General features: G+C 70.9%; 22 protein-coding genes and 1 pseudogene. 6 read left to right on the top strand and 17 right to left on the bottom strand.

What is annotated here, in order from left to right:
- Positions 1 to 228 precede the first annotated feature (228 nt).
- On the top strand, positions 229 to 819 hold the full coding sequence (locus KVF89_RS26085; RefSeq protein ID WP_257430049.1) for a hypothetical protein: 591 nt from the start codon (positions 229 to 231) through the stop codon (positions 817 to 819).
- Here the strand turns inward: KVF89_RS26085 and KVF89_RS26080 are convergent.
- The 4 genes and pseudogenes from KVF89_RS26080 to KVF89_RS26070 all read right to left on the bottom strand — a co-directional run bounded on the left by KVF89_RS26080 (position 783) and on the right by KVF89_RS26070 (position 3,562).
- Complete coding sequence (locus tag KVF89_RS26080; protein ID WP_372497967.1) at positions 783 to 1,154, bottom strand: integrase core domain-containing protein; 372 nt, start codon at positions 1,152 to 1,154, stop codon at positions 783 to 785. The genes KVF89_RS26085 and KVF89_RS26080 overlap by 37 nt on opposite strands.
- Positions 1,135 to 2,532, bottom strand: a complete 1,398-nt coding sequence (locus tag KVF89_RS26075; RefSeq protein ID WP_443690007.1) for an IS30 family transposase — start codon at positions 2,530 to 2,532, stop codon at positions 1,135 to 1,137. The genes KVF89_RS26080 and KVF89_RS26075 overlap by 20 nt, the downstream gene beginning before the upstream one ends.
- A gap of 35 nt (positions 2,533 to 2,567) precedes the next feature.
- Positions 2,568 to 3,179 (bottom strand): annotated as a pseudogene (locus KVF89_RS30665) (IS3 family transposase); the annotation flags it as partial.
- A gap of 62 nt (positions 3,180 to 3,241) precedes the next feature.
- Positions 3,242 to 3,562, bottom strand: a complete 321-nt coding sequence (locus KVF89_RS26070; RefSeq protein WP_257430048.1) for a transposase — start codon at positions 3,560 to 3,562, stop codon at positions 3,242 to 3,244.
- A gap of 415 nt (positions 3,563 to 3,977) precedes the next feature.
- Here KVF89_RS26070 and KVF89_RS26065 point away from each other — a divergent pair, with 415 nt between their 5' ends.
- Positions 3,978 to 4,457, top strand: coding sequence for a hypothetical protein (locus KVF89_RS26065; RefSeq protein ID WP_257430047.1), 480 nt, complete (start codon positions 3,978 to 3,980; stop codon positions 4,455 to 4,457).
- Between the two features lie 82 nt (positions 4,458 to 4,539).
- Here KVF89_RS26065 and KVF89_RS26060 read toward each other — a convergent pair whose 3' ends face one another.
- The gene (locus KVF89_RS26060) at positions 4,540 to 5,874 is read right to left on the bottom strand and encodes a hypothetical protein (RefSeq protein ID WP_257430046.1); all 1,335 of its coding nucleotides are present in this window, start codon (positions 5,872 to 5,874) and stop codon (positions 4,540 to 4,542) included.
- Entirely contained in the window at positions 5,871 to 6,230 is a 360-nt protein-coding gene (locus KVF89_RS26055; RefSeq protein WP_257430045.1) for a hypothetical protein, read from the bottom strand. Before KVF89_RS26055 ends, KVF89_RS26060 begins: the two co-directional genes overlap by 4 nt.
- Before the next feature lie 141 nt (positions 6,231 to 6,371).
- Between KVF89_RS26055 and KVF89_RS26050 the strand changes: the two genes are divergently transcribed.
- A complete protein-coding gene (locus KVF89_RS26050) occupies positions 6,372 to 7,835 on the top strand; it encodes a WS/DGAT/MGAT family O-acyltransferase (RefSeq protein ID WP_257430044.1) in 1,464 nt (487 codons plus the stop codon).
- A complete protein-coding gene (locus tag KVF89_RS26045) occupies positions 7,832 to 8,008 on the top strand; it encodes a hypothetical protein (RefSeq protein ID WP_257430043.1) in 177 nt (58 codons plus the stop codon). Before KVF89_RS26050 ends, KVF89_RS26045 begins: the two co-directional genes overlap by 4 nt.
- Here the strand turns inward: KVF89_RS26045 and KVF89_RS26040 are convergent.
- Positions 7,989 to 9,581 carry an MFS transporter gene (locus tag KVF89_RS26040; protein ID WP_257430042.1) on the bottom strand — a complete coding sequence of 531 codons (1,593 nt, stop codon included), beginning with the start codon at positions 9,579 to 9,581 and terminating at the stop codon, positions 7,989 to 7,991. The two genes, KVF89_RS26045 and KVF89_RS26040, sit on opposite strands and share 20 nt — an antisense overlap.
- A gap of 83 nt (positions 9,582 to 9,664) precedes the next feature.
- The gene (locus KVF89_RS26035; protein WP_257430041.1) at positions 9,665 to 10,327 is read right to left on the bottom strand and encodes a class I SAM-dependent methyltransferase; all 663 of its coding nucleotides are present in this window, start codon (positions 10,325 to 10,327) and stop codon (positions 9,665 to 9,667) included.
- Between the two features lie 73 nt (positions 10,328 to 10,400).
- On the opposite strand from KVF89_RS26035, the gene KVF89_RS26030 reads away from it, so the two are divergent.
- Complete coding sequence (locus tag KVF89_RS26030; protein ID WP_257430040.1) at positions 10,401 to 10,997, top strand: helix-turn-helix domain-containing protein; 597 nt, start codon at positions 10,401 to 10,403, stop codon at positions 10,995 to 10,997.
- Here the strand turns inward: KVF89_RS26030 and KVF89_RS26025 are convergent.
- The 9 genes from KVF89_RS26025 to KVF89_RS25985 all read right to left on the bottom strand — a co-directional run bounded on the left by KVF89_RS26025 (position 10,994) and on the right by KVF89_RS25985 (position 21,614).
- Positions 10,994 to 11,479: a DUF2505 domain-containing protein gene (locus KVF89_RS26025; RefSeq protein WP_257430039.1), complete on the bottom strand. Its 486-nt coding sequence runs from the start codon at positions 11,477 to 11,479 to the stop codon at positions 10,994 to 10,996. The two genes, KVF89_RS26030 and KVF89_RS26025, sit on opposite strands and share 4 nt — an antisense overlap.
- 1 nt (position 11,480) lies before the next feature.
- Positions 11,481 to 11,963, bottom strand: coding sequence for a DUF2505 domain-containing protein (locus KVF89_RS26020; protein WP_257430038.1), 483 nt, complete (start codon positions 11,961 to 11,963; stop codon positions 11,481 to 11,483).
- A gap of 41 nt (positions 11,964 to 12,004) precedes the next feature.
- Positions 12,005 to 13,183, bottom strand: coding sequence for an acyl-CoA dehydrogenase family protein (locus KVF89_RS26015; RefSeq protein ID WP_257430037.1), 1,179 nt, complete (start codon positions 13,181 to 13,183; stop codon positions 12,005 to 12,007).
- Complete coding sequence (locus tag KVF89_RS26010) at positions 13,180 to 14,322, bottom strand: CaiB/BaiF CoA transferase family protein (RefSeq protein WP_257430036.1); 1,143 nt, start codon at positions 14,320 to 14,322, stop codon at positions 13,180 to 13,182. The genes KVF89_RS26015 and KVF89_RS26010 overlap by 4 nt, the downstream gene beginning before the upstream one ends.
- A complete protein-coding gene (locus KVF89_RS26005) occupies positions 14,319 to 15,806 on the bottom strand; it encodes an aldehyde dehydrogenase family protein (RefSeq protein WP_257430035.1) in 1,488 nt (495 codons plus the stop codon). Before KVF89_RS26005 ends, KVF89_RS26010 begins: the two co-directional genes overlap by 4 nt.
- Complete coding sequence (locus tag KVF89_RS26000; RefSeq protein ID WP_257430034.1) at positions 15,803 to 17,113, bottom strand: flavin monoamine oxidase family protein; 1,311 nt, start codon at positions 17,111 to 17,113, stop codon at positions 15,803 to 15,805. The genes KVF89_RS26005 and KVF89_RS26000 overlap by 4 nt, the downstream gene beginning before the upstream one ends.
- Before the next feature lie 14 nt (positions 17,114 to 17,127).
- Entirely contained in the window at positions 17,128 to 18,600 is a 1,473-nt protein-coding gene (locus tag KVF89_RS25995; RefSeq protein ID WP_257430033.1) for a purine-cytosine permease family protein, read from the bottom strand.
- Positions 18,601 to 18,616: 16 nt separating this feature from the next.
- Positions 18,617 to 20,053 carry an aldehyde dehydrogenase family protein gene (locus KVF89_RS25990; protein ID WP_257430032.1) on the bottom strand — a complete coding sequence of 479 codons (1,437 nt, stop codon included), beginning with the start codon at positions 20,051 to 20,053 and terminating at the stop codon, positions 18,617 to 18,619.
- A gap of 121 nt (positions 20,054 to 20,174) precedes the next feature.
- The gene (locus KVF89_RS25985; protein ID WP_257430031.1) at positions 20,175 to 21,614 is read right to left on the bottom strand and encodes a PucR family transcriptional regulator; all 1,440 of its coding nucleotides are present in this window, start codon (positions 21,612 to 21,614) and stop codon (positions 20,175 to 20,177) included.
- A 134-nt stretch (positions 21,615 to 21,748) separates the two neighbouring features.
- On the opposite strand from KVF89_RS25985, the gene KVF89_RS25980 reads away from it, so the two are divergent.
- Complete coding sequence (locus KVF89_RS25980) at positions 21,749 to 26,668, top strand: NAD-glutamate dehydrogenase (RefSeq protein ID WP_257430030.1); 4,920 nt, start codon at positions 21,749 to 21,751, stop codon at positions 26,666 to 26,668.
- Positions 26,669 to 26,672 lie beyond the last annotated feature (4 nt).

Genomic DNA, 26,672 nt, shown 5'->3' with positions numbered 1-26,672 from the left:
TGGGAAGTCTTGATTTCAATTCAGTGTCGCCTGCCGAAGGAGGACGATTTTGTGAACTCCTGCCTGAATGCCCCCGAAAACCTGGAGTGTCATTCGGGGACTGGCGTGCAGACAGACGCGAGGCAGCCTGGCCGATCAGAGTGAGCGAGCCCGTCAGCAGGCTTGGTCGATCATCGGGGCAGCACCCAGCGAGCGGCGTCGATCGCCTCCGAGCCGACGGCTCCTGCGGTGCCGGTGACGGTGTATCGGTCGGTGCGTTATGACTATGCGCCGGCGGGGATGAAGACGGTCACGCAGACCGCGCAGTGCAAGTCGGATGTGCCGACGGCGTGTGTGCCGGGCTATCCGGAGTACTCGGGTGCTGGGTTTGTGAAGTTGAACTACGGCGCGAACGGCCGTCTGAGTTCTCAGATGGGGCGTGAGCGTGCGTCTGACGAGACGCCGACGAAGTCGATCACGACGACGTATGCGCAGCATGGTGGTCCGGCGCAGATCATCGACGGCTCCAGTGACATCACGTTGAGCGTGGGCTACTACCTGGACGGGACGCAGCGGCGGGTCGCGGAGTCCGGCGTAGGTGCTGGTGGTGGTGGGAACGTGGGGAACACGAACACGTATGCCTACAACGGTGCTGGGGCGGTCACGGTCCGTACCGATCGCACGGGTGCGGCTGGGGTCACGGGTGATGAGACGTTGACGACGTCGTATCGGTACAACGCTGCGGGGTTGCCGGCGGGGATGGCTTCGCAGGTTGAATCGCCCCGGGTTTCGTGGAGGCTCGGTTACTTGGAACCAGCCCCGGTCGGGACGGGTGTCTGAGGGTAGTGCGCGGGTGTGATGGTGGCCCAGTGGTTGGCCTCGAACTCGGCGGGCGGGACGAGCCCGATCTCGCCGTGAAGGCGTCGGTGGTTGTACCAGTCGACGTATTCGGCGACGGCGATCTCGACATCGGTAACCGACTTCCAGCCGCCCTTGGGGCGCATGATCGGGTTGCGGATGCACTCGGCCTTGAACAGCGAGTTCAGCGCCTCAGCCATCGCATTGTCATATGAATCGCCACGGCTTCCGACCGACGCGACGGCCTCGGCCTCAGCGAGCCGCTCGGTGTAGCGGATCGCTCGATATTGACCAGGTTCAACCGGCCGATGCAACACCGGCTTGTTGGAGCAACAGTAGGTGCTCGTTGAACGCCTCGGCGGGGGTCCTCCAGCCAAGGGCCCTGCGGGGTCTGGTGTTCAGGGCGTGAGCGACGGCCTCGAGATCCTCGGCCGACCAACGCGACAGGTCGGTGCCCTTGGGGAAGTACTGGCGCAGCAGTCCGTTGGTGTTCTCGTTGGTGCCGCGCTGCCAGGGCGACTGCGGGTCCGCGAAGAAGACCGGGATGCCGGTCTCGACCTTGAACTCGGCGTGCGCGGACATCTCCTTGCCCCGGTCCCAGGTCAGCGACCTGGCCAGCTCGGTCGGCAAGGTCGACATCGTGTTCGCCAACGCGGTCTTCATCGTGATCGCGCCATAGCCGGCCAACGCGGGTCCGTTCTTCGGGGTCTCCTTGTGCCGGTAGCCCTCCTCGCGCGGCAGGTGCACCAGCAGCGTGTACTTGGTCGTGCGGTCGACGACGGTGCCGATCGCCGAGCGTTCCAAGCCGATCAGGAGATCGCCTTCCCAATGGCCCGGAACGGCGCGGTCATCAGCCTCAGCGGGCCGTTCACTGATCAGCGTCTCTGGGGTGACGTGTGCCCAGGTCTTGCGATGCGATCGCTCCCGCGGTGCCCGTAAAGCCCGGCCAGTCCGAAGGCACCAGACCAGCTCACGTTTGAGCGCGCCACGGCCCTCGATGTAGAGCGACTGGTAGATCGCCTCGTGGCTGATACGCATGGATTCATCATCGGGGAAGTCGAGCTTGATCCGGTTCGCGATCTGCTCCGGGCTCCACGCCCTCGTCCACGGCCGGTCCTTGCGGTGTGGCTTGTTGCGACCGGTGAACCTCGGGGCCTGCGGCCCCGCGACCACCGTCCCGTCAGGACGGCTGATCTGCCCGGTCAGCCGCTCCTGAACGTAGGCGTGCAGCCGTGGGTTGGCGACCAACTTCGCGACCTTGGGCCGCTTGGCTGCCATGTCGGCCTTCCACTGCGCCACCGACGCTCGGTACTCGGACTTGCCGCTGCGGGTAGCGGCATTGCGGCGCAGTTCTCGAGAGATCGTTCCGGGATCACGACCGACCTCTCGCGCGATCTCCCGTACGCCCTTGTCCTGGGCTTTGAGGAGCGCGATCTCCTCGCGCTCAGCGAACGAGAGGTATCGGCCCGACGGTTGCTTCTTGATGTCGAACGGCGGCATGCCGCCAGCGTTGTGGAACCAGCGCGCACCGACGGCCTGCGCCACGCCGGCAACTGCCGCGGCCTCCTCGGGTAACAGGCCCTCGGCGATCTGCCCCCAGAACGCCGCCTCGACATGACGCTGGAACTTCGGATGCCCCGGCGACCGGAGCTTCGCTCGGATCGCTCGGTCTGCTGCTTGCTGTCGACGGACCACTGAACACCTCCCATGACGAGGTGTTGCGACGACCGGTTGATTTCGCCTTGCACGCCTCTGTCGCTGTGGTGGACCAGGCCGGTGACGTCCTGGCGGGCGCGCTGCCGGTTCCACAGGCCCATGTCGAGGGCGTCCAGCGCCAGGTCGGTCCGCAGGCTGGTGGACACCTGCCAGCCGACGATCATCCGGCTGAACACGTCCAGGACGAAGGCGACGTAGGTCCAGCCGGCGTGGGTGCGGACGTAGGTCAGGTCGGCTACCCAGAGCTGGTTCGGACCGGTGGCGACGAACTTGCGGTTCACGAGATCCTCGAGGCGTTCGGTCTCCGCGCCGTCGCCGATGGTGGTCTTACGGGTCTTCTCCCGGGGGATACCCCGAAGACCCTCGGCACGCATCAGCCGCTCCACGGTGCACCGCGCCACCGGGATGCCTTCGCGGTTGAGCTCGGCGTGGATCTTCCGCGCGCCGTAGACACCCAGGTTGGCCTTGTGGGCGACCTTGATGTCCTCGACCAGTGCGGCGTCGCGCACCGAACGGGCGGACGGCTGCCTGGTCTTGGTCGCGTAGTAGGTGCTCGGAGCGATCTGCACGCCTGCTTCACGCAGGGCCTCGCAGATCGGCTCGACTCCGAGCCTCTTGCCCTCCACGATCCGGTCGCGGTGGGCGTCGATGTAGTCGACGATCACCGCGACCGGGACCTCCCGTTGGACTACTTGATTTTGCGGTCGAGCTCCGCCGCGGCGAAAAACGCTGCGGACGTCTTGAGGATCTCGTTGGTCCGCTTCAACTCACGGACCTGTTGCTCGAGCTCTGCGATCCGCTGCGCCTCAGCGGTGGTCGTGCCCGGCCGGACACCGCCGTCGATCTCGGCCTGCCGGACCCAGTTCCGCAGGGTCTCCGGATGCATGCCGAGCTGTTCGGCCACACGAGCGATCGCTCCCTGCTTTGTGGCCGGGTCCTGCCGCAGTTCCACCGCCATCCGGGTGGCCCGCTCACGCAGCTCGTCGGGGTACTTCCTGGGTGCTGCCATGACTCTCATCCTCCATGGATTGAGAGCCTCCATCAGACCCGGGGCGATTCAGTTCGCCACCACGTCGCTCGGCGATAACGCTGTCGCCAAGCACCTTGGGTGGTCTTGATGAGAGTTGTGGATGCGTGCCGTTGACGTGGCGACCACGCTGATCATGATGCCGTTCAACGTCCGTGCCACGACCACGAGCGGCGGGGCATCAATCTGATGACGCCGTTTCCAAGGTTGCTCAGATCGACATCCAGAGTGGCTTGCTGCCTGCGGGTGCGCGCCGCGCCGACCGTCTCTGAGGCGAGTGGTGGCCTGCCGTGGTCGAGATGAGTGTTGTAGGCCGTCACCTGGGTGGTGTCGGTTGGTGTCGTCGACGGATGCGAAGGGGAGTGTGACGCGGACGTCGTACTTCGCGGATGGTCTGGTGGAGGAGACCGAGGGTCAGGCCTATGACCCGGATGACGGTGGGCCGTTGCCGTCGCAGGACGAGAAGACGCAGTACGTCTATGACGGGGCGGGGAATCTGGTCTCGGCGGTCAATCCGGAGGGGAAGACCACGACGCAGGTGTGGACGAGTGACAACCTGTTGGCTCAGATCGAGGCTCCGGGGCCGGGTGGTGGTCAGGGCACGGCGAAGACGAGGTACGGCTACGACAAGGTCGGGAACGCGATCGAGGTGTGGCAGCCCGAGGCGGTGCGTCATGACCGGCCGCCGGTCCGTAACGAGTTCACGAAGGACAACCTGCTCGCGGCGACGCATACGCCGGTGGGGTTGACCGAGCCGACGCCACCGGGGGTGCCGGTGACGGTGTATCGGTCGGTGCGTTACGACTATGCGCCGGCGGGGATGAAGAAGGTCACGCAGACGGCGCGGTGTGTGTCGGAGGGTTTGCTGCACGAATAGGGGACACGCTGAGTCGCACCGACCGACCGACCGGCTGGCTGGACGGCGCATCCAACCAGCACACCGACCGAGGTACGTCCGGTCAGGCGCTGAACAGCAGGAACAGCCCGCCGGCGGTGAAGCCGACCATGACCACCAGCAGTGGCAGCTGGCCGGTGATCTGGTCGCGCTGGGGGAGCAGGCTCAGCGCCCGGTCGTGTGCCGCGACGGCCGCGACGACGTGCCCGACCACGACCGCCAGCACCTTGATCGTCGCGAGGACCTCCGGGTGATACGAGAACCAGTACGACGGCTCGAGTGCCGCCGTGCCCAGGATGTCCCACCCCTTGCCCAGCGGGTCGCTGGCCCGCGCCAGGGTCTGCGTCCCGACGTCGATGAACAGGGTCAGGTAGTGGGCGACGATGTAGCCGAGAATGATCGGCACGATCGAGTGGGCGTAGCGGCGCGGCAGGTCACGGCGTGACAGTCCCTCACGTGACGGCGTGAGCGCGCTGCCGATGCTGAACAGCAGGCCCGCCACCACGCAGAACACGACCAGTGCCACGTTGTCGAGCAGGAACTTGCTCACCGAGGCGTTCTGGTAGGTCTTGACCCAGAAGGACGACTCCGCGAAGGAGTCGAAGGCGGTGCTGCCGAAGAGGACGCCGACGACGCCGATCAGGCCCGGCGCCGAGGGGATCGTCGCCAGGTTGGCCAGCGGACTGCGGAGCACGAGGCGCCCGTCCACCCGCGCCCACGGCGAGAGCTTCGCGATCAGCGACGAGTAGACCTCGAACGGGTCGGCGCTCTCGTAGAAGCGGTTGCCGAACACGGCGCCGCCGATGAGCATCGCGCCGACGTAGACCGCGCACCACAGACGCACCGAGCCCAGCTCGGTCGGAGTCGTATAGGCCAGCTCCAGCCAGACGAACGCGAAGAGGCCGAGCGCCGCGGGCCAGTAGCCCAGCCAGTCGGGATAGTGGACCAGGCCCTCGTCGGGGTCACTGCCCGAGAGCCGGGCGATGCCCGCGTTGATGGTCCGGACCGGGCTGATCGCCCGCCACACCGGGCCGAGGAGCGCCGAGGCGAAGATCAGGCCGACCCACCACCAGACGTAGACGATCCCGAAGAACGGGTTCGTCAGGCTGTCCTGGCCGAAGACCGCGGTGAACACGGCGAACAGGGCGATGACCATGCCGACCGCGCGCAGCGCGACCCGGAAGGCCGCCGACCCGGTGATGACGTCGAGGAAGCGGGGAGCGGGGATGCCGGGGAACGCGCCCGCGTCGTACCGCGGACGGCGCCAGGCGACGGCGAGGACGGTGAAGGAGACGACGAGCGCGGCGACCGCGCCGGACACCGCGAGCTCGAGCGAGATCGGCAGGTCGGCCTGGCCGCCGATGCCGTGCGCCTCGACGGTGCCGGAGGCAGGGATCATCGGACTTCGAGCTGCACGATGATCTGCGCCGGGTCGTGCGACTCGACCTCGATGACGCCGGGCCGGTCGATCGAGACCGGGAACGTCTTGGTCCCGACGTCGTAGGCGAACTCCTGCTCCGGGTCGGAGTGCATGTGCAGCGAGCCCGCGGTGTCGGCGGTCACGACGAGGTCGATCGGCTGGCCGGCCGCGACCTTGACCCGGTCGCCCTTCGGGGTGATCTCGCCGTCCTTGACGGTGATGTCGACGACGACCTTCTCGTCGGAGCCCGCCTTGTCCTCGGAGCCGCACGCGGTGGCGGTCCCGAGGAGCATGAACCCGGCGAGCGCCGCGCCGACGATGCGCAGCCGCTGCATGCTTCCTCCTGTCGCAGAACACCCGCGGACGAATCCGCGGATGATCGGTGTCGTCTGCCAGAATCTCATGTGATCCCAAGGCGGCCGGATGGGGCTGGTCGCTGATCGTCCGGGGGTTCCGTCCAGAGGCTGGAGAACGACGTGGTGGATCGGGTGCGTCCGCGCGACCTGACGTTCCTCGAGCAGGAGTCGCCGCAGACGCCGCAGCACAACGCGACCATCGAGATCTTCGAGCCCGGCGAGGGTCCCGGGGGGTTCGACCACGCCCGCCTGGTCGAGCTGATCCGCGACCGGATCGCGTTCGTGCCGCGCTACCGTCAGCGGCTGCAGGCGATCCCCGGCCACCTGGCCAGCCCGGTATGGGTCGACGACGAGAAGTTCGACCTCGGCTTCCACGTACGACGCTCCGCGCTCCCGCGTCCCGGCACGTCCGCCCAGCTGCTCGAGCTGGTCTCGCGGATCGTGTCCCGCCCGCTCGACCGCAGCCGTCCCCTGTGGGAGATCTACTTCGTCGAGGGCCTCGAGGGCGGCCGGGTCGCGCTGCTCTCCAAGGCGCACCAGGCGCTCGTCGACGGCATCCACACCGTCGACCTCGGTCAGCTGCTGCTCGACCTCCAGCCGGAGGCCCGCACGCTCGAGCCCGACGACTGGCGCCCGCGGCGCCCGCTCAGCCCGGCCCACCTGCTGGCCGGCGCGGTGCGCGACAACCTCACCGACGCCGGCGAGCTGATCGACACCGTGCGCACCGGCTCGCGGGCGTTGGCCCGCACGGCCGACCGGCGCAGTGAGCGCGCCCGGTCGTTCCTCGCGGCCGCGACCGGCCGCCGGCCCAGGACCGGCGGCGTCATCAGCGGCCCGCTGTCCCAGCAGCGCCGGATCGTGACCGTCGAGACCCGCCTGGCCGACTACCGCCGGGTCCGCGAGGCCCACGGCGGCACGGTCAACGACGTCATCCTCGCCACCCTCACCGGTGCCCTGCGGGCCTGGCTGATGACCCGCGCCGAGTCGCTCGGCGGACTGCGCCAGGTGCGTGCCGTCGTTCCCGTCTCCGTCATCGACGAGGAGCTCGAGGCGACCTCGCTCGGCAGCCAGATCGCCGCGCACTTCGTCGACCTGCCGGTGGGGGAGCCGAGCCCGGTGGTGCGTCTGCACCAGGTGTCCTACTCCTTCCAGGCGCACAAGGACACCGGCCGCAGCGTCGCCGCCAACCGGCTCGCCGGGATCGCCGGCTTCGCCCCGACCACCTTCCACGCGATCGGGTCGCGGGTGGCGGCCATCGAGCTGCGCCGCGGCTACCAGCTCTCGGTCACCAACGTCCCCGGCCCGCAGGCCCCCCTGTACGCCGCCGGCGCGCGCATGCTCGCCAGCTACCCGGTCCCGCCGCTGACGCCCGGGCACCCGCTGGCGATCGGCGTGACGTCGTACGACGGCGGGGTGTTCTACGGCATCACCGCCGACCGCGACTGGATCCCGGACGCCGAGCTCCTCGGCACCTGTGTGCGCGAGGCGCTCGACGAGCTGATCGACCTGTCCTCGTCCACCCGGCAGCGCGCTCCCCGCGGGCGCCGTGCGGCCAGGAAGGGCCCGCCGAAGGACGAGCCGTGATCGCGCTGCATCTCGGCGCGCTGCATCCCGTGGAGCAGATCGCGACGATCGTGCTCGCCTTCGGCCCGTTCGTGGTGCTGGGGATCGTGATCTTCTTCCGCCGCCGCGCCGAGGCCGGCGACGGGGCGGACGACTCCGGTGACCCCGATCGCGTCATGAGACCGCCTCCGTGAGGTCCGTGACGGCCGGCTCGGAGCGCCGGGGACCGCGAGCGAGGACGTAGACGAACAGGACGGCCATGACCGCGGTGCCGGCCCACATGGCGTGCTGCCAGCCCTCGACGAACGACTCCTGGGCCGCCCGGACCAATGCGTCGCTCTGGGGAGCGGCGCGATCGGCGGCGGCGACGGCGTTCGCGACCCCCTCGCGGGCAGCGGCGGCTACATCGTCCGGGACGCCGGCGAGTTGGTCGTCGATGGCGCTCCGGTAGCCGGCGGAGAGGATCGCTCCGAGCAGGGCGACGCCCAGGGCGGTGCCGAACTCGCGGGTGACGTCGTTGAGTGCGGAGGCGACGCCTTGGCGTTCGCGCGGCAGCGAGCTCGTGATCGCCTCGGTGGAGGGCGTCATCGACAGGCCCATGCCCAGGCCCATGGCCAGCATGCCGGGGAGGACCGCAAGGTAGCCGTCGTGGACCGAGACCAGGCCGGCCATCAAGGCGAGACCGGCGCCGCCGAGGAGGATGCCGGTGGCCATGGTGGTCCGGGCACCGACGCGGGCGGCGAGCCGGGGTGCGAGACCGGAGGCGAGCATCATCAGCACCGCCATCGGCATCATCGCCAGCGTGGCGCGCAGCGCGGACCATCCGAGCACGGCTTGGAGGAACGGGAAGAGCACGACGAAGATCCCGGCCTGCACACCGAAGACGGCGAGCAGCGAGACCGACCCGCTGGCCAGGCCTCGTTGGCCGAAGAGTCGTACGTCGAGCAGGGGTGCCGCCTGGCGCAGCTCCCACCTGACGAAGGCGACCGCGGCCAGGACGCCGCCGACCAGACCGACGAGGGTCGCGGGCTCGGTCCAGCCGTGCACCGGTCCCTCGTGGAGGGCGAAGATCAACCCGAGCACGGCGAGGGCCGAGGTGGTCGAGCCGATGGTGTCGAACCGGTGCTCGGTGCGCTCGCGGGAGTCGGGCACCGACCGCACGATCATCAGGACCGCGACCAGGACGAGAACGACGGGCAGGACGAAGAGCCAGCGCCAGGTCGCGACGTCGACGAGCAGCGCGGACAGGTACATGCCGAGGATGCCGCCACCACCCGCGACGCCCGTCCACACGCCGATGCCCTTCGCACGCTCCTCCTCGGGAAAGGTCGACGTGATCACGGCGAGGGTGACCGGCATGATCATGGCTGCTCCGACGCCGGCCGCGAACCGGGAGGCGAGCATCATCTCCGAGGAGTCGGCCAGGCCGGCTGCCACGTTCGCGACGCCGAAGACGGTCAGGCCTACCAGCAGTACCGGCTTGCGGCCGATCCGGTCGCCCAGTGCGCCCAGTGGTAGGAGCAGCGCGGCGAGGCTGATCGTGTAGAGGTTGATGAACCACAGCACCGTGCTCTGCGAGGCGTCGAACGCGACCGCGAGCTCGGGCTGGGCGACGTTGAGGCCGGTCACGGAGGCGATGACGGCCATCAGCGCGATGCAGACCGCGGCCAGGATGGCCCGGCGCTGCCGGGCGTCGTGGATGGTCGGGGCGCCGGTGTCGACCGGATCGCCAGGTCCGAGGCCGACCGAGGACGGGTTCGTGCTCATGGGATTTCCCTTCACCGCCTGCCCGGTGGCAGGACGAGGTCGCGCCGGCACCGCTCCGGGGGCCGGCGGTCTGGATGGCTGGGTCAGGCGCGCCGGGTCGCTCGAACGACGACGTCGTGCAACGTGACCGCGCACGCGCCGTGGCCGGTCACGGCACGGGGGGACTCCTCGGCGGTCACGACGTCCCACCGGGCCGGATCGAGCCGGGCCGTGATGCCGGCTGCGGTCGCCGTCGCCGCGGCCGGCGGCTCAGCCCCACCAGGTCCGTGTCCGTGGTCGCGGTGCAGGTGCCCGACGATCAGCAGGGTGCCGCTCGGGGCGACCCATGTCGCAACGCGGTCGTAGAACTCCAGCTGGGGCATGGCGGGGTGCGCGTAGTGGGTGGTGACCAGGTCGTACGTCGTGCCCGGCTCCCAGCGGGACAGGTCGGCGTGGACCCACTGGACCCGATCCGCGACCCCGCTCGCGGCCGCGAGCTCGGCCGCACGGGCCAGCGCCCGTTCCGCGATGTCCGCGGCGGTGACCCGCCACCCGCGGGACGCGAGCCAGATCGCCTCCGCTCCCGCGCCACAGCCGGCGTCGAGCGCCGTTCCGGGGGTGAGGTCACCGGTCTCCCGCGGCAGGTGCGGGTGGGGCGGAGCGCCCGCCTCGGCGGCGGGAGCACCGGCTCGGTCGCCCTGCCAGTGCCGGTCCCAGTAGTCCTGGTCGAACGAGTGCGTCATCGCGGTCTTCCTCACGTCCCTCACGTCCCTTCACCTCGATCGTGGGTGGCGGGCGGCGGATTCGCAAAGGTTGTTGCCGAATGGCAAACTGACCGGCATGGACGACACGACCGGTCGCACTCTCGACGCCGTCGGTCCGCGCCTCAAGCAGCTGCGCCGGCGTCGCGACATCACCCTCAGTGACCTCGCCGAGGAGACCGGGATCTCGACCAGCACCCTGTCCCGGCTCGAGGCCGGCCTGCGGCGGCCCACCCTGGAGCAGTTGTTGCCTTTGGCTCGCTCCTATGGCGTGACGCTCGACGAGCTGGTCGATGCGCCGCCCACCGGCAACCCACGCGTCAACCTGCGGCCCATCGCGTGTGCGGACGGATCCACGGTCCTCCCCCTGACCCGCAGGCCCGGCGGGATCCAGGCCTACAAGTTCGTCCTCCCCACAGGTTCCGACGACGCCGAGCCCGATCTGCGCGTCCACGACGGCTACGACTGGCTCTACGTCCTCAATGGACGACTCCGACTCGTGCTGGGGGAGCACGATCTCATCCTCGAGCCCGGGGAGGCCGCGGAGTTCGACACCCGCACCCCGCACTGGGCCGCGGCCACCAGCTCAGGTCCGGTGGAGTACCTCAGCCTGATCGGCAAGCAGGGTGAGCGCGCCCACGTCCGAGCCGCGCCCCGACCGCGCGGATCCGACTAGCGACTGGAGAGCCACTCCTTGCCGGTGCGCTCCTCGGCGCGCAGCGCGCTGCCGAGCAGCTTGGCCAGCAGCTCCTCGATCTTGCCCGCGACGAGCGGGATCTTCACCTTGATCTCGAGGTCGACCGTCTCCTTGGTGACACCGTCGGTCTCGACCAGCGTGGTGGTGCCGTTGATCTCTCCGGGCTTGCCGGGGATGCCGACGGTGACGGTCGCCTTCAGCGGGCTCGCCCAGGTCTCGGTCTGCACGATCGTGGTGGTCGCGCCGATGAACTTCTTCGCGAACGACGGCACCTTGTCGGTGGGCTGCTCCATCTCGATCCGCACGGCCTTCGCGTCGACGTTGCCCTCGATCTCGACGGCGTAGGACGTCGCGCGCTGGTTGCGGCACACCGTCTCCCGGAACGCCGGGTCGGTGAGCATCGCCGCGACCTCGATCGCGGAGGCGTCGTAGGTCATCTCGTGCACCAGTCGGGTCGCCATCTCAGCGCTCTCCCTTCAGCCAGGCCGTGCCCACCGTGTGCTCGGTGGTCAGGCCTGCGTCGATGTTGTCGGCCATCAGTCTCTCCAGCTTGCCGGCGACCAGCGGGACCTTGACGACGACGTCGAGCTCCTGGACGTACGTCGTGCCCGCACCTGCCGGCGTGAGCCGGAGCGTCCCGGTGGCCTTGGTGGGCTTGCCGGGAGCGGTGATCTCGATGGTGCCCGACGAGGTGTCGGACCACTCCTCGCGGATCACGGCCCGGGTGGTGTCGCCCGCGATCCTCTTGGCGATCGCGGGCAGCCCGGCGGTGTTCTGCACCTGGTCGCTGACCAGCGTGAAGCCGGCACCGTCCGGGGTGAGGGTGACGTCGATGGACACGACGTCCTGGGCGGCGCCGACCCTCTCCCTGAAGGCGGGGTCCGCGAGCATCGCGAACACCTCCTCCGGCGGGGCGTCGTAGGCGAGCTCTCGGCTGAATCGCATACGACGATCATGGCGTACGACGAGAGGCCGGTGTCAGCGCATCACCGGAAGGCCGCGTGCCCGGTCATGGCCTGGCCGAGGACCAGGGTGTGCATCTCGACGGTGCCCTCGTAGGTCAGCACGGACTCGAGGTTGTTCATGTGACGGATGACCGGGTACTCCAGCGAGATGCCGTTGGCGCCCATGATCGTGCGGGCCGTGCGGCAGATATCCAACGCCTCGCGGACGTTGTTGAGCTTGCCCAGGCTGACCTGCTCGGGGCGCAACGTCCCGGCGTCCTTGCGACGACCCAGGTGCAGCGCGAGCAGCATGCCCTTGGTGTACTCCACGTTCATCTCCACGAGCTTGTGCTGGGTCAGCTGGAAGGCCGAGATCGGCTTGCCGAACTGGACCCGCTGGTTCGCGTAGTCCAGCGCCGCCTCCAGGGAGGACCGCGCCGCGCCCATCGCCCCCCACACGATGCCGTAGCGCGCCTCGTTGAGGCACGACAGCGGCCCCTTGAGACCCCGCACCTCCGCGAACGCCGCGGACGCGGGGAGCCGGACGTCGTCGAGCACGATCTCGCCGGTCACCGACGCACGCAGCGACTGCTTGTGCTTGATCTCCGGGGCGGAGAAGCCGGGGGTGTCGGTGGGTACGACGAAGCCGCGCACGCCCTCGTCGCTCTGGGCCCACACCACCGCGACATCGGCGACCGAGGAGTTCGTGATCCACATCTTCCGCCCGTCCAGGACCCAGTCCGAGCCGTCGCCGGCGACCCGGCGGGCACGGGTGCGCATGCTGCCCGGGTCGGACCCGGCGTCGGGCTCGGTCAGGCCGAAGCAGCCGATCGCCTCGCCCGCGGCCATCCGGGGCAGCCACTCGCTCTTGTGCTCCTGCGAGCCCCACCGCCAGATCGCGAACATCGCCAACGACCCCTGCACGGAGACCAGCGAGCGGATCCCCGAGTCGGAGGCCTCGAGCTCGAGGCAGGCCAGGCCGTAGTCGGTCGCCGACATCCCCGCACAGCCGTAGCCGGTCAGGTGCATGCCCAGCAGACCGAGCGAGCCAAGCTCCTTGGCCAGGCCCCGGACGTCGGGCAGCGCACCCTGCTCGAACCAGTCCGCGACGTACGGGTCGATCCGCTCATCACACAGCTGGCGGACGGTGGCGCGCACGGTCTTCTCGTCCTCGGACAGCAGGTCATCGATCCCGGCGAGGTCCAGGGGTGCGGTGCTCATGATCCTTCTCCTTCGGTCAGCCAGCGGCGGACGTCGTTGGTGTGCTCGCCGAGCCGCGGCGGTGCGGCGTACCGGCTGATGGGGGTGCGGCCGAGGGTGATCGGGTTGCGCACCTGGGGCGGGGCGTCGGGGCCGACGTCCACCGTAGGACGCAGGCCGAGGCGCTCGGCGAGGGCGAAGGCGTCGGCGACGCTGCCGACCGCGCCCGCCGGGACGCCGGCCGCCTGAAGCTGATCGACCCAGGCGGCGACCGGCCCCTGGCCGAGCTGCTTCTCAAGGGCGGCGACGAGCGCCGGGCGGTGCTCGACGCGGGCCGGGTTGGTCGCGAACCGCGGGTCGTCGGCGAGACGGGGCAGCTCGAGCACCTGCGCCAGCCGGCGGAACTGGCCGTCGTTGCCGCAGCACACGGCGACCAGGCCGTCGGCGGCCGAGAGCGTCTCGTACGGCGCGATCGACGGGTGCTGGTTGGCCATCGCGGCCGGAGCCCGGCCCGTCGTCAGGAAGCCGGAGGCCTGGTTGGCCAGCGAGCCGAGCAGGCTGGACAGCAGGTTCACCTCGACCCGCTGACCCCGGCCGCTGGCCTCGCGCTCGCGCAGCGCGGCGAGGATGCCGATGGTCGCGTCCTTCGCGGTCAGCACGTCGACCAGGGCGACGCCGACCTTGGTCGGCTCGGCCGGGTCGCCGGTGACGCTCATCAGGCCGCCGACCGCCTGGACGAGGAAGTCGTAGCCGGGCAGGTCCCGGCCGCCGGCGGACCCGAAGCCGCTGATCGAGGCGTAGACGACACCCGGGTTGCGCGCGGCCACCTGCTCGTAGCCGAGGTCGCGCCGATCGAGGGCGCCGGACCGGTAGTTCTCGATGACGACATCCGCGCGACGGGTCAGCTCGACGGCGAGCGAGCGGTCGTCCGGGTCGTCGAGGTCGAGCTCGACCGACTGCTTCGAGCGGTTGGCGCACTCGAAGTACGAGCTCGAGGTCTCCGTCCACGGCGGGCCCCACTGCCTGGTGTCGTCGCCGGTCCCGGGGCGCTCGACCTTGACCACCGTGGCGCCGAGGTCGGCCAGCATGCTCGCGGCGAGCGGCCCGGCCAGCACCCGGCTGAGGTCGGCGACGACGACGCCGTCGAGGGGCGCGGTCATCGCGGCACCTCCAGGACGCCGTCGACCCGACGCGGCACCCGCCACGGGTTGGCGGCCCGCACCGGCTCCGGCAGCCAGGCGTCCGGCACGTCCTGGAAGGTCACCGGGCGCACGAACCGGTCGAGCGCGCCCGCGCCCACCGAGGTCGCGGCGGGTGCCGAGGTCGCCGGCCAGGGGCCGCCGTGGTGCTGCGCCCAGGTGTACGCCACGCCGGTCGGCCAGTCGTCGACGACGACCCGGCCGACCTGTCCGCCGAGACGGCGGGCGAGGACGGCGCCTTCCGGGTCGTCCGGTCCGTCCGTGACGACGCTGGCGGCGAGGGCACCCTGCAGGCGGTCGAGGACGGCGTCGCGCTCCGTCGGGTCGTCGTACTCGGCGACGACCACGACCGCACCGAAGCACTCCTCGAGCAGCCGGCTCCCCGGGACCAACCGGTGGGCGTCGACCTCCACGACAGCGGCCGGAGCGTCCCACCCGCTGCCGGGCGCGGGCTCGACGGCGACGACGAGCCGGCCGCCGGCGGCGACCAGCTCCTCGACGCCCGCCCGGACGGCGGCGGCGATCGCCGAGGTGAGCATGACCGGCGCCGGGGCGGCCGATCGGAGCGCCTGGGCGACCTCGTGCGCGGCATCCACGCCGCGGGGCGCGAGCAGCAGCCCGGGCTTGGTGCAGAACTGGCCGGAGCCGAGGGTGAACGAGCCGACGAGGCCCACTGCGATCTCGGCCATCCGTGACGCGGCGGCCTGCGTGACCACGACCGGGTTGACGGTGCCCATCTCGGCGTACACCGGGATCACGACCTCGCGCTCGTTGGCGATCCGCCACAGCGCCAGGCCACCCGCCTGCGACCCGGTGAAGCCGACCGCCGCGATCTCCGGCGACCGGACCAGGTCGACGCCGGCCTGCTGGCCCGTGACGAGGCCGAGGACGCTCTCGGGTGCCCCGGCAGTGCTCAACGCGGCCCGGGCCAGGGCGGCCAGCCGCTCGCTCAGCAGCGGATGCGCCGGGTGCGCCTTGGCGACGACCGGGCAGCCGGCCGCGATCGCCGAGGCGGTGTCGTTGCCGACGACGCCGAACCCGAGCGGGAAGTTGCTCGCCCCGAACACCGCGACCGGCCCCAGGGGCACCTTGGTGCGGGCCAGGTGCGGGCCGGCGGTGTCGAGGGTGGCGCCGAGCCAGGAGCCCTCCGCCGCGACCGCGCCGTAGAACCGCAGCTGTCCGGCGGCGCGCTGCACCTCGCCGGCCAGCCGGGCGGTGCCCAGAGCGGTCTCGGCGTCGGCGAGGGCGACGAGTGCGTCGAGGTCGGACTCCAGCGCGTCGGCGACCGCGACCAGCCAGTCGCGTCGTACGGCGGGGGAGAGGGCCGCCACCGTCGGCGCCGCCACCGCGGCCGCCCGGACGGCGGCCCGGACCTCCTCGGCCGTCGAGTCGCCGACCTCGCCGTTGATCCCACCGGTGCGGGGGTCGTACGACACCTGCGTCATCGCGGCACCTCCGCCAGGATCAGCCGCGCCTCGCGCAGCCCGCTCTCGATCGCCCCGTCGACGAATCCGCCCCACAGGGAGGCATTGTCGCTGGTCGCGAAGTGCACCTGCCCCCACGGCTCCTGCAGCTCGGCGAGGTCGCGGGTGAGCTGTCCCGGCCGGTGCGTCATCCAGGTGGTCGCCGCCCAGGGATCCGCCATCCAGTCGTGGGCGGTCACCTCGAGCACCTCGAGGTCGTCGCGGAAGGCGTCGACGGCCGCCTGCACCTGCGCGAGGTCGGTCGTGTCGAGCGCGGTGTGGTCGGGGCCGAACGCCACGAGCACGGTGGAGTCGTCGTCGACGAGCTCGCTCTTCAGCACCGAGAGCGGGTGTCGCTGGCTGGTGTAGCCGACGAACCGCGGGACCCGGCCACGCACCTTGATCCAGACCTTCACGCCCTGGGAGGCGACCTTCTCCTTGTTGGCCCGCCGCCACGCGGCCGGCAGCTCGGCACTCCAGTCGATGCCGCCGATCGCGTTGACCGGCAGCGTGCTGACCACCCGGCGGGCGCGGACCACGGTGCCGTCCGCGCAGCCCACCAGCAGGACACCATCGGCCTGCTCGACGCGGGTGACCGCCGTCGACAGCCGGATCTCGCCGGGTACGTCGGCCGCGATCGCCGCGGCGAACCCGGACATCCCGCCCACGACCCGGTAGGTCGACGACACCTCGTGCATCAGCTGCCAGTGACCGCCGGTCGCCGCGACCCAGCGCAGCGCGCTGGACAGCCCGACCCGGTCGAGGGGAGCGTTGACGTGGCCGACCCACACGGCCTCGTTGGCGTTGCGCTCCTCGGCCGGGAGGTCGAGCGCGTCGAAGCGGTCCTGGATGCTCAGCGCGTCCAGCTGCTGGATCGCGCCGACCGTGGGCTCGACGCCGCGCGGGATCGCCGCGCGGACGTCGTCCACGATCCGCTGCTGCGCAGCGTCGATGACGGTCATGAGGTCCTCGACGGTCCCGTGCCGTCGGACCTCGTCGGCGCCCAGCCAGTAGGCCTCCTCGGCAGCCGGGGTCCGCTCGATGCCCAGCCCGTAGCGGGTCAGCTCCGCCCAGGTGTGCGGCTGCACCCAGTGCACCCAGGTGCCGCCCAGCTCGAGCTGGTGGCCGAGCCGGTGGTCCGTCCAGGTCCGTCCGCCGACCCGGTCCCGGGCGTCGAGGACCAGGACGTCCAGGCCGCCGCGTCCGAGCTCCCGGGCTGCGACCAGGCCGGCGAAGCCGGCCCCGATCACCACGACGTCGACGTCGTGCGTGGTCATGTGTCCCTCCATCTCTCGGCGTTCGCTCACTCGACCGGCGCGGCGATCTCGTCCAGGTCACGGTCGGCCTCGGCGATCACGGCGCGCTCGGCGTCGAGGTCCGTCCCGCGGCACAGCAGCGCGTAGAGCACCGCGCCGACCGGGATCCCGACGAAGAAGGCGAGGTCGACGCCGTCCAGCGCCTTCGCGACCGGCCCCTGGTAGAAGGACAGGTACATGAACGGCACCATCGCGACGAAGGCGACGCAGTACGCCGTGATGCCGCGCCAGTTCCACAGCCCGTAGATGCCGTCGGCGTTGAAGATCTCGCGGATCGAGTACTGACCGCGGCGCACGACGAAGAAGTCGACCAGGTTGACCGCGGTCCACGGCGCCATCAGGTACGCGAGCACGGCGAGCACCGTGTAGAAGTCGGTGTTGAGGAAGTCGGTCGGCACGTACGCCGCCGCGATGGTTCCGGTGATGCCGACCAGCAGGATGGTCACCACCCGGATGGTCCGGGTCGGGCGCACCGGCCGCAGGCTGTCGAGCGCGGTGATCAGGGTCAGCGAGCCGCCGTACACGCACATCGCCATCAGGCCGAGCAGCCCGAGCGCACCGATGACGAGCAGGATGTCGCCGAAGCCGTCGAAGACGTAGTCGCCGGTGCCGGCGAGGCCCGCCGTGATCGACTCGGACGGCAGCAGCGCGGCGCAGACAGCGCCCACGGCCTCGAAGGAGAAGACCCCGAAGAACAGCCCGAGCGCGGTGAACCTCATGATCTTGCGCTTGTCCGTGTCCGGCGGCAGGTAGCGGGAGTAGTCGGAGACGAAGAACGCCCACGAGAGCTGGTACGCCGCGGACGCCGAGACCACGACGAGGAAGGGCGCGATCGAGAACGACGAGCCGAGCGACATCGTCGAGGCCGGGATGTGGCCCCCGACGACGAGGCCGCCGACGTACACGACGAGCGCCACGACGAGCGCCAGGGTCACCCAGCGCTGCGCGGCGTGCAGCCAGTGGTAGCCGAAGATCGCGAGCACGATCGACACGACGCCCACGATGATCGTCCACGGCACCGCGCCGCCCCAGCCGAGCTGGTTGCCGGTGGCGCCGAGCAGGTTCTCGCCGAGCACGACGTAGCCCCAGTAGACGGCGATCGCCATGGCCCAGATGAACAGGGCGCCGTACCGGCCGAACTGGGGACGCGACTGCACCATCTGCGGCAGGCCCAGGTGCGGGCCCTGCGTGGCGTGGGCGGCCACCGGTGCCGTCCCGAGGACGGTGCCGATGACCAGCGCGATGAGCGTCCAGACCAGGTTGAGGCCGAGCGCGATGCCGATGGCGCCGGTGGCGAGGCTGAGGATGTGGGCACTGCCGCCGAACCAGATGGTGGCCTGGTCGCTGAGGCGGCCGGTCCGCTCGGAGAGCGGCACGTAGTCGATCGAGCGGGCCTCGATCTTGCCGAGTGCGCCGTCGGCCGTCGGTACGGCGGCCGTGGGCGGGACTGCTGTGGTCATCGGGGTTTCCGTCCTGTCAGCCGACGTTCATGACGATGGTCTTCTTCTCCGTGAACGCGAGCAGCGCGTCCGTGGAGAGCTCGCGGCCGATGCCGCTGGCCTTGGCGCCCCCGAACGGCGCCAGCTGGTCCCAGTAGTTCGTGGTCTCGTTGATCAGCACCGTGCCGTGCTGCAGGCCGTCGACGAAGCGCCAGGCGTCCTTCAGGTCGGCGGTGAACGCGGCGGCGTTGAGGCCGAACTCGGTGTCGTTGGCGATCTCGAGGGCCTCCTCGAGGCTGCTGAACCGGATGATCGGCGCGACCGGGCCGAAGGTCTCGTGCCGGGCGATGTCCATCGCCCGGGTGACTCCGGTGAGCACGGTCGGCGGGTAGATCCGTCCCGACGCCTCGTGGAACTGGTGGATCGTCGCGCCGTCGGCGCGGGCGCCCTCGACGTGGCCGCGCACCTTCTCCAGCGTCGCGTCGTTGCAGAGCGGACCCATGTCGGTGGCCTCGTCGAGCGGGTTGCCGACCTTGAGGTCGCGGACCCGGTCGAGCAGCTTGGCCACGAACTCGTCGTGCACGTCGTCGTGCACCAGCACCCGCTCGGCGGCCGTGCAGACCTGGCCGGCCATGTAGAAGCAGCCGGTCACGGTCGCGTCGACAGCGCGGTCGACGTCGGCGTCGGCGTGGACGATGATCGGGCCGTTGCCGCCCAGCTCGAGCAGCAGCCGCTTGAGCCCGGAGCGCTCGCTGATCTTCCGGCCGACGCCGGTGCTGCCGGTGAAGAAGATGCCGTCGACGTCGTCGTGGTCGACGAGCCGGGCACCGGCCTCGCCGTACCCGGGCACGAAGTTGAAGACGCCCGGCGGGAAGCCGGCCTCCTCGAAGATCTCGGCGTAGAGCGCGGTGCTGCCGGGGCAGTGCTCCGACGGCTTCCAGACCACGGTGTTGCCGGCGACCAGGGCGTAGGTGATGCCGATGGCGGCGATGTCGACGGGGAAGTTGAACGGCGAGATCACGCCGACCACGCCCAGCGGGTAGTGCGAGACCATGGTCCGCATCGAGTTGCTCCGGGTCTCGCTGTTGGGCAGCGTCTGGCCGCGGAAGCGGAGCATGTCCTCGGCAGCACGGCGGAAGTGGCCCCAGCCGTAGTCGACCATCTCCTCGCGGGACTCCGCGATCGTCTTGCCCATCTCGGCGCTGATCGCCCGGGCGATCGCCTCGTTCCTGCCGGCGCAGACCTCGAAGGCGCGGTACATCAGGTCGACCCGGTCGAGCAGCGGGGTCGCGGCCCAGCCGGCCTGGGCGGCTCGCGCGGCGGCGACGGCGGCGTCGACGTCGTCGGGGGTGCAGACGGCGAAGGAGCCGAGCTCGGCCCCGTCGTACGCCGCGCGGTAGGTCGCGTCGGGCGCGCTACCGGGGCGCCACTCGCCGTCGATGTAGGCGCGGACCGCAGTGGTTGAAGCTGGCATGGATATCGCCTCCGTGAGCAGGTGGGTCGGCGCGTCACGCTAGGCGGCCCGGCAGCGGGGCGGAATCAGACGGTCGTGGGGGATGTGGCGCCCGTCTCATACGTTCGTATGACGGCCTGCGCTACTGCGTCGGGGGCAGGAGGCCGCACTCGACGCCGGCCTGGATCGCGTGCCACAGCTCGGCCGCGCCGCTGATCGAGTTCAACCGCTGGCCGGTGATCTCCTCGATCCGGCTGATCCGCGAGACCAGCGTCTGCCGGTGCACGTAGAGCCGGTCCGCCGAGCGCACCCAGCTCCGGTTCTCCTCCAGGAAGACCCGCAGGGTCGGCACCAGCCGGGTGCCGCGGGAGCGGTCGTACTCCAGGAGCGGACCGAGCACGATCGTGGCCGCCTCGCGCAGCCGTTCGGGGCCGTCGGGGAGGAACAGGGAGGCCGGGCGGGCGTCGGTGAACCGCAGCACGCTCGGCGTCCGGCCGGGGGAGCGCTCGGCCCGGGCGAGGAGCAGGCGGACCTGGCGGTGGGCCTCGGGCAGGTCGGCGATCTCGTCGAACGGCGCGCTGATGGCGACCGGACCGAACCGGGCCAGCCCGGCCTCGATGGCCTCGAGCTGCGCGGCCGCGCCCAGGACGACGACCAGGCCGTCCTTCGCGGTCAGCAGGTTGCGCACGCCGCCCGCGTCGAGGGCGATGTGGGTCTCCTCGATACCGTCCACCGAGCTGCCGCGCCAGGCCGCCATGACGTACGGCGGCGCGATCCGGTGCGGGTCGAGGAACCGGGCCGCGGGCTCGGAGGCGATGGCCGCGTCGAGCAGGTCGCCGAGCAGCAGCGAGCCGTGCAGCCAGTCCTGGCGGCTGGCGGCGAAGCGCGCGGCGAGCAGGCTGCCGACGACGGCCGCGGCGTGCTGGAGGACCGAGTAGTCGGGGGTCGTCGCGTCGGCGTACTCGACGCGCAGCCGCGGCTCACCCGGCGCGACGAGCGTCGTCTCGAACAGTCCCGGGCCGACGTGCTCGACCTCGCCGTGGCTCTTGCGTCGCTCGGCGGTGCCCTCGGGTCGGAGGGTGACCACGCCGCCGAGCAGCTCCTGCACGTCGGCCAGCAGGCCGTCCAGGTCGACGTCGCCGGCGTGGGACCGCAGGGCGGCGTACAGCCGCTCGGTGAGGCGTACCCGCTTCTGGTTCTCCAGGCTGTTCGCCTCGGCGACGCCCATCGCCACCCGGATGAACGGCATCTCCAGCGCGGTCTCGAGGACGGGGAAGTCGAGCTCGGTCGCGAGTGCCAGCATCTGCGGGCTCAGCGGCGGCGCGGACATCGACTGCCCGATGGTCACGGCGACGATGCCGGCGTCGTGCATGCCCCGGACGTAGGCGCACTGGGCCTCCACGGCCGCCGGGACGCCCAGGCCGGTGGTCATGACGAGGGCGCCGTCGCCGATCCACTCCCACGGCTCGCTGAGCTCGCACACGTGCGCCCACTCCACCGGGCGCCACTCGCCGACCCCGGGTGTCAGGGAACGGGTCGCGAGCGCCGGCGTCCGGACCAGCTGCCCGACCGTGAACGTCACCTCCGGAGCGTATCCACGGGCGAGGCCGGGCGCGTCCCCGGTGGCTCGCCCTCGGCTGTATGGGATCCGAGACACGACGCCGGACGGGTCGGTTGTGGGCCGTGACGACGAGGTCCTAGGGTCGAGGTGTGTCAATGACGACGCCGCCGCTCTCGGCACAGAGGGCAGACCGTGACCGCATCTTCGAGCAGGCCGCCGCGGCGGCCGGACCGGCCAAGGGATCCGGGGCACCGCCCCGTGATGCGCTCCCTGTGCTGCTGCCGGCCTACTACCGGCATGTCGCGACGGAGGAGCTCGCCAGCCGCAGCGACCTGGACGTGTACGGCGCCTTCGCCGCTCACCACCACCTCGCGCTCGAGCGCACGCCGGGGCAGGCCAAGGTCCGGGTGTACACGCCGACGGTGGCCGAGAACGGCTGGTCGGCCGGCGGGCACTCCGTCGTCGAGGTCGTCGCCGACGACATGCCCTTCCTCGTCGACTCCCTGACCATGGAGCTGTCGCGCGGGCTGCACGACGTGCGCACGGTGGTCCACCCGACCTTCGACGTACGCCGCGACGCGGCCGGTCGCCTGGTCGCGGCGGATCCGGTCGCCTCCGGGTCCACGGCGCCCGCCGCAGGCACGGTCCGCGAGTCCTGGATGCATGTGGAGATCGGCCGGCTCAGCGGCGAGGGTGAGGACACTCCCGAGCAGGTCGCGGCCGACTGCCGCCGGGTGCTGGGCGACGTCCGCGCGTCGGTCGACGACTGGCCGGCCATGCAGGCGCAGGTCGCCGAGGTGGTCGCCGGCCTCGCCTCCGACCCGCCTCCGCTCGACGCCGAGGAGATCCGCCAGGCCGCCGAGCTGCTCGGCTGGCTCGCCGACGAGCACTTCACCTTCCTCGGCTACCGCGAGTACGTCCTCGACCGGGTGGCCGTCGAGGGTGAGCCGGAGGACGACGTGCTGCGTCCGGTGCCGGGCACCGGACTCGGCATCCTGCGCGAGAACCCGGCCGAGGGCGACACCTCGATCGCGTTCAGCCGTCTGCCGGAGGCGGTGAAGGCCAAGGCCCGCGAGAAGCGGCTCCTCGTCCTGGCCAAGGCCAACTCCCGCTCCACGGTGCACCGCCCGGCCTATCTCGACTACGTGGGCGTGAAGACCTTCGGTCCCGACGGGGAGGTCGTGGGGGAGCGGCGGTTCCTCGGCCTGCTGTCCAGTGCCGCCTACACCGAGTCGCTGCTGCGGATCCCGCTGCTGCGGGAGAAGGTCGACGAGGTGCTCGCCCGCGGCGGTTACGACGCCCGCAGCCACGACGGCGCCGCCCTGCTCGACACGCTCGAGACCTATCCGCGCGACGAGCTGTTCCACACCCCGGTCGACGAGCTCGCCCCGATCGTGGAGGCCGCCATGCGCGCCCGCGAGCGCCGCGCCGTCCGCCTGTTCATCCGCCGCGACACCTATGCGCGCTATCTGTCGGTCCTCGTCTACCTGCCGCGCGACCGCTACAACACCGGCGTGCGGCACCGGTTCGTGCAGATCCTCACCGAGCAGATCGGCAAGGGCCGGATCGGTCCCGACGCGGTCGAGTTCAACGTGAGCATCAACGAGTCGACGACCGCGCGGGTGCACTTCGTCGTGCACCTGCCCAAGGGCGAGCTGATCCCCGACGACATCGACACCGCCGACCTCGAGCGCCGCCTGATCGAGGCATCCCGCTCGTGGCAGGAGGACTTCCTACAGGCCGTCATCGCGGAGTACGGCGAGGAGGTCGGCGCGCTGCTCGGCCGCCGCTACCTCGACGCCTTCCCCGAGGCCTACAAGGAGGACTTCACCCCCCGCACGGCCGCGGTCGACCTCGGCCGGATCGAGGGGATCCACGGCGACGAGGGCCGCGACCAGTCGCTGTACGCCGAGGTGGACGCAGCCGACGGCGAGGCCCGGCTCAAGATGTTCCGGATCGGCGAGCCCCTCTCGCTCAGCTCGGTGCTGCCGATGCTGTCCTCGATGGGGGTCGAGGTCGTCGACGAGCGGCCCTACGCACTCGCCGGCCTGGAGCGGCGTACCCACATCTACGACTTCGGCCTGCGCTACGACGAGGCGCTGCCCGACCACGCCCGCGAGCTGTTCTCCGCGGCCATGCGCGCCATGTGGGACGGGCACACGGAGACCGACGGCTTCAACCGGCTGGTGCTGCGTGCCCAGCTCACCTGGCGGCAGGCGATGCTGCTGCGGGCGTATGCCAGGTACATGAGACAGGGCAGCAGCCCCTTCGCGCTCGACTCGATCGAGCAGGCGCTGGTCGACAACGTCGACCTCGCCCAGTTGCTGGTGGCGCTGTTCGAGGTGCGCTTCGATCCGGCGGCCGAGGGCGACCGGACTGCGCGTGAGGAGGCGCTGGTCGAGAAGATCCGGGCCGCTCTCGACGACGTGGTCAGCCTCGACCACGACCGCATCCTGCGCTCCTACCTCACCCACATCCGCAGCACCCTGCGGACCAACTACTTCCAGACCGACGAGGGTCTGCCGAAGCCGTACCTCTCGCTCAAGCTGGAGCCCTCGGCGATCCCGGACCTCCCGCAGCCGCGACCGCGGTTCGAGATCTTCGTCTACAGCCCCCGGGTCGAGGGCGTGCACCTGCGCTTCGGCGCGGTCGCCCGCGGCGGTCTGCGCTGGTCGGACCGGCGCGACGACTTCCGCACCGAGATCCTGGGCCTGGTCAAGGCGCAGATGGTCAAGAACACCGTGATCGTGCCGGTCGGCGCGAAGGGCGGGTTCTACGCCAAGCAGCTGCCCGACGCGAGCGACCGGGAGGCCTGGCTGGCCGAGGGGGTGGCCTGCTACACGACCTTCATCCGCGGTCTGCTCGACGTGACCGACAACCTCGTCGGCGGCGAGACCGTGCCGCCGCCCGATGTCGTGCGCCACGACGCCGACGACTCCTACCTGGTCGTCGCCGCCGACAAGGGCACCGCCACCTTCTCCGACATCGCCAACGGCGTCTCCGCGGACTACCGCTTCTGGCTCGGCGACGCCTTCGCCAGCGGCGGCTCGGTCGGCTACGACCACAAGGCGATGGGCATCACGGCCCGAGGCGCCTGGGTGTCGGTACGCCGTCACTTCCGCGAGATGGGCGTCGACTGCCAGAACGAGGACATCACCGTCGTCGGCATCGGTGACATGTCCGGCGACGTCTTCGGCAACGGCATGCTCTGCTCCGAGCACATCCGGCTGGTCGCGGCCTTCGACCACCGCGACATCTTCCTCGACCCGCGGCCCGACGCCGCGGCGTCGTACGCCGAGCGTCGTCGGCTCTTCGACCTGCCCCGGTCGAGCTGGCAGGACTACGACAAGGCGCTCATCTCCGCGGGAGGCGGGGTGTTCCCACGCAGCGCCAAGTCGATCCCGATCAGCCCGGAGGTCCGGGCGGCGCTCGGGCTCGCCGAGGGCGTGCGCCAGCTGACGCCGGCCGAGCTGATGCGGACGATCCTGCTGGCACCGGTCGACCTGCTCTGGAACGGCGGCATCGGCACCTACGTCAAGGCGTCGACCGAGACCGACGCCGACGCGGGCGACAAGTCCAACGACGCCATCCGGGTCGACGGAGGAGAGCTGCGGGTGCGCTGCGTCGGTGAGGGCGGCAACCTCGGCTTCACCCAGCGTGGCCGGATCGAGTACGCCGTCGGGGGCGGCCGGATCAACACCGACTTCATCGACAACTCGGCCGGCGTGGACACCTCCGACCACGAGGTGAACCTCAAGATCCTGCTCGACCGGGTGATCGCCGCCGGTGACCTGACCGGCAAGCAGCGCAACGAGCTGCTCGCGTCGATGACCGACGAGGTCGCCGAGCTGGTGCTGCGCGACAACTACGACCAGAACCTCGCGCTGGCCAACGCGGCCAAGAACGCTGTCTCGCTGCTGCACGTCCACGAGCAGTGGATGCGCGACCTCGAGGCGCAGGGGCTCCTGGACCGCGAGCTCGAGGCGCTGCCGGCCAAGCGCGAGGTGCAGCGCCGGATCGAGGCCGGGGGAGTGCTCAGCCAGCCCGAGCTGGCGGTGCTCATGGCCTACACGAAGATCGTGCTGGCCGAGGAGCTGCTCGCCTCCGACCTGCCGGAGGACCCCTACCTCGCCCTCGACCTCCGGTCCTACTTCCCGCAGCCGGTCCAGGCCGGCTTCCTGGACCAGATCGGTGAGCACCCGCTGCGCCGCGAGATCATCGTGACCCAGGTCGTCAACGACCTGGTCAACGGCGCGGGCATGACCTACTGGCCGCGCCTGGCCGCCGAGACCGGGGCCAGCGCCGCCGAGCTCACCCGTGCCAACTTCGTGGCCCGGGAGATCTTCGGCTCGCTCGCCCTGCGCCGGGAGCTCGAGGAGTACGACAACGTGCTCGACGCGGCCGTGCAGACCCGGATGCGGGTCGAGATGCGCACCCTGGTCGAACGCGCCTCCCGCTGGCTGGTCACCAACCGCCGGCCTCCGCTCGACAGCCAGGGCAGCGTCGAGTTCTTCGCGGGTCCCGTGCAGGAGACGATGCTGGAGCTGCCCCGGCTGCTGACCGGCGCCGAGCTGGCGTCGTACGAGGCCCGGCGGACGCTGCTGGTCGAGCAGGGCGTGCCCGAGGACCTCGCGGCCCGGGTCGCGTCGTTCGACGTCGCCTACACCCTGCTCAATGTCGTCGAGATCGCGGACAGCCACGACCTCACCCCCGCCGAGGTCGCCCGGGTCCACTTCGCGTTGGCGGAGCGGCTCGGCCTCACGGTGCTGCAGCGCCGGATCGTCGACCTGCCGCGCGCCGACCAGTGGCAGACGATGGCCCGGGCGGCGCTGCGCGACGACCTCTACACGGTCCATGCGCAGCTCACCGCTCAGGTCCTCGGGGCCACGGGCGACGTCACCGGCACGGACGACCCGCTGGAGGCGGCGACCCGCCGGGTGTCGGTCTGGGAGGCCGAGGCCGGCGGGGTCGTCGACAAGGCGATCGGCGCGCTGACCGCGGTGTGCTCCGACGAGCCGAGCGACATCGCCAAGGTCTCGGTCGGCCTGCGCGTGGTGCGAGGTTTGCTGGCCTGACGGG

It is taken from the genome of Nocardioides carbamazepini, assembly GCF_024614185.1.
Lineage (GTDB): Bacteria > Actinomycetota > Actinomycetes > Propionibacteriales > Nocardioidaceae > Nocardioides > Nocardioides carbamazepini.
Note: the sequence above shows the minus strand (reverse complement) of the source record. Positions and strands in the feature narration are given on the sequence as shown.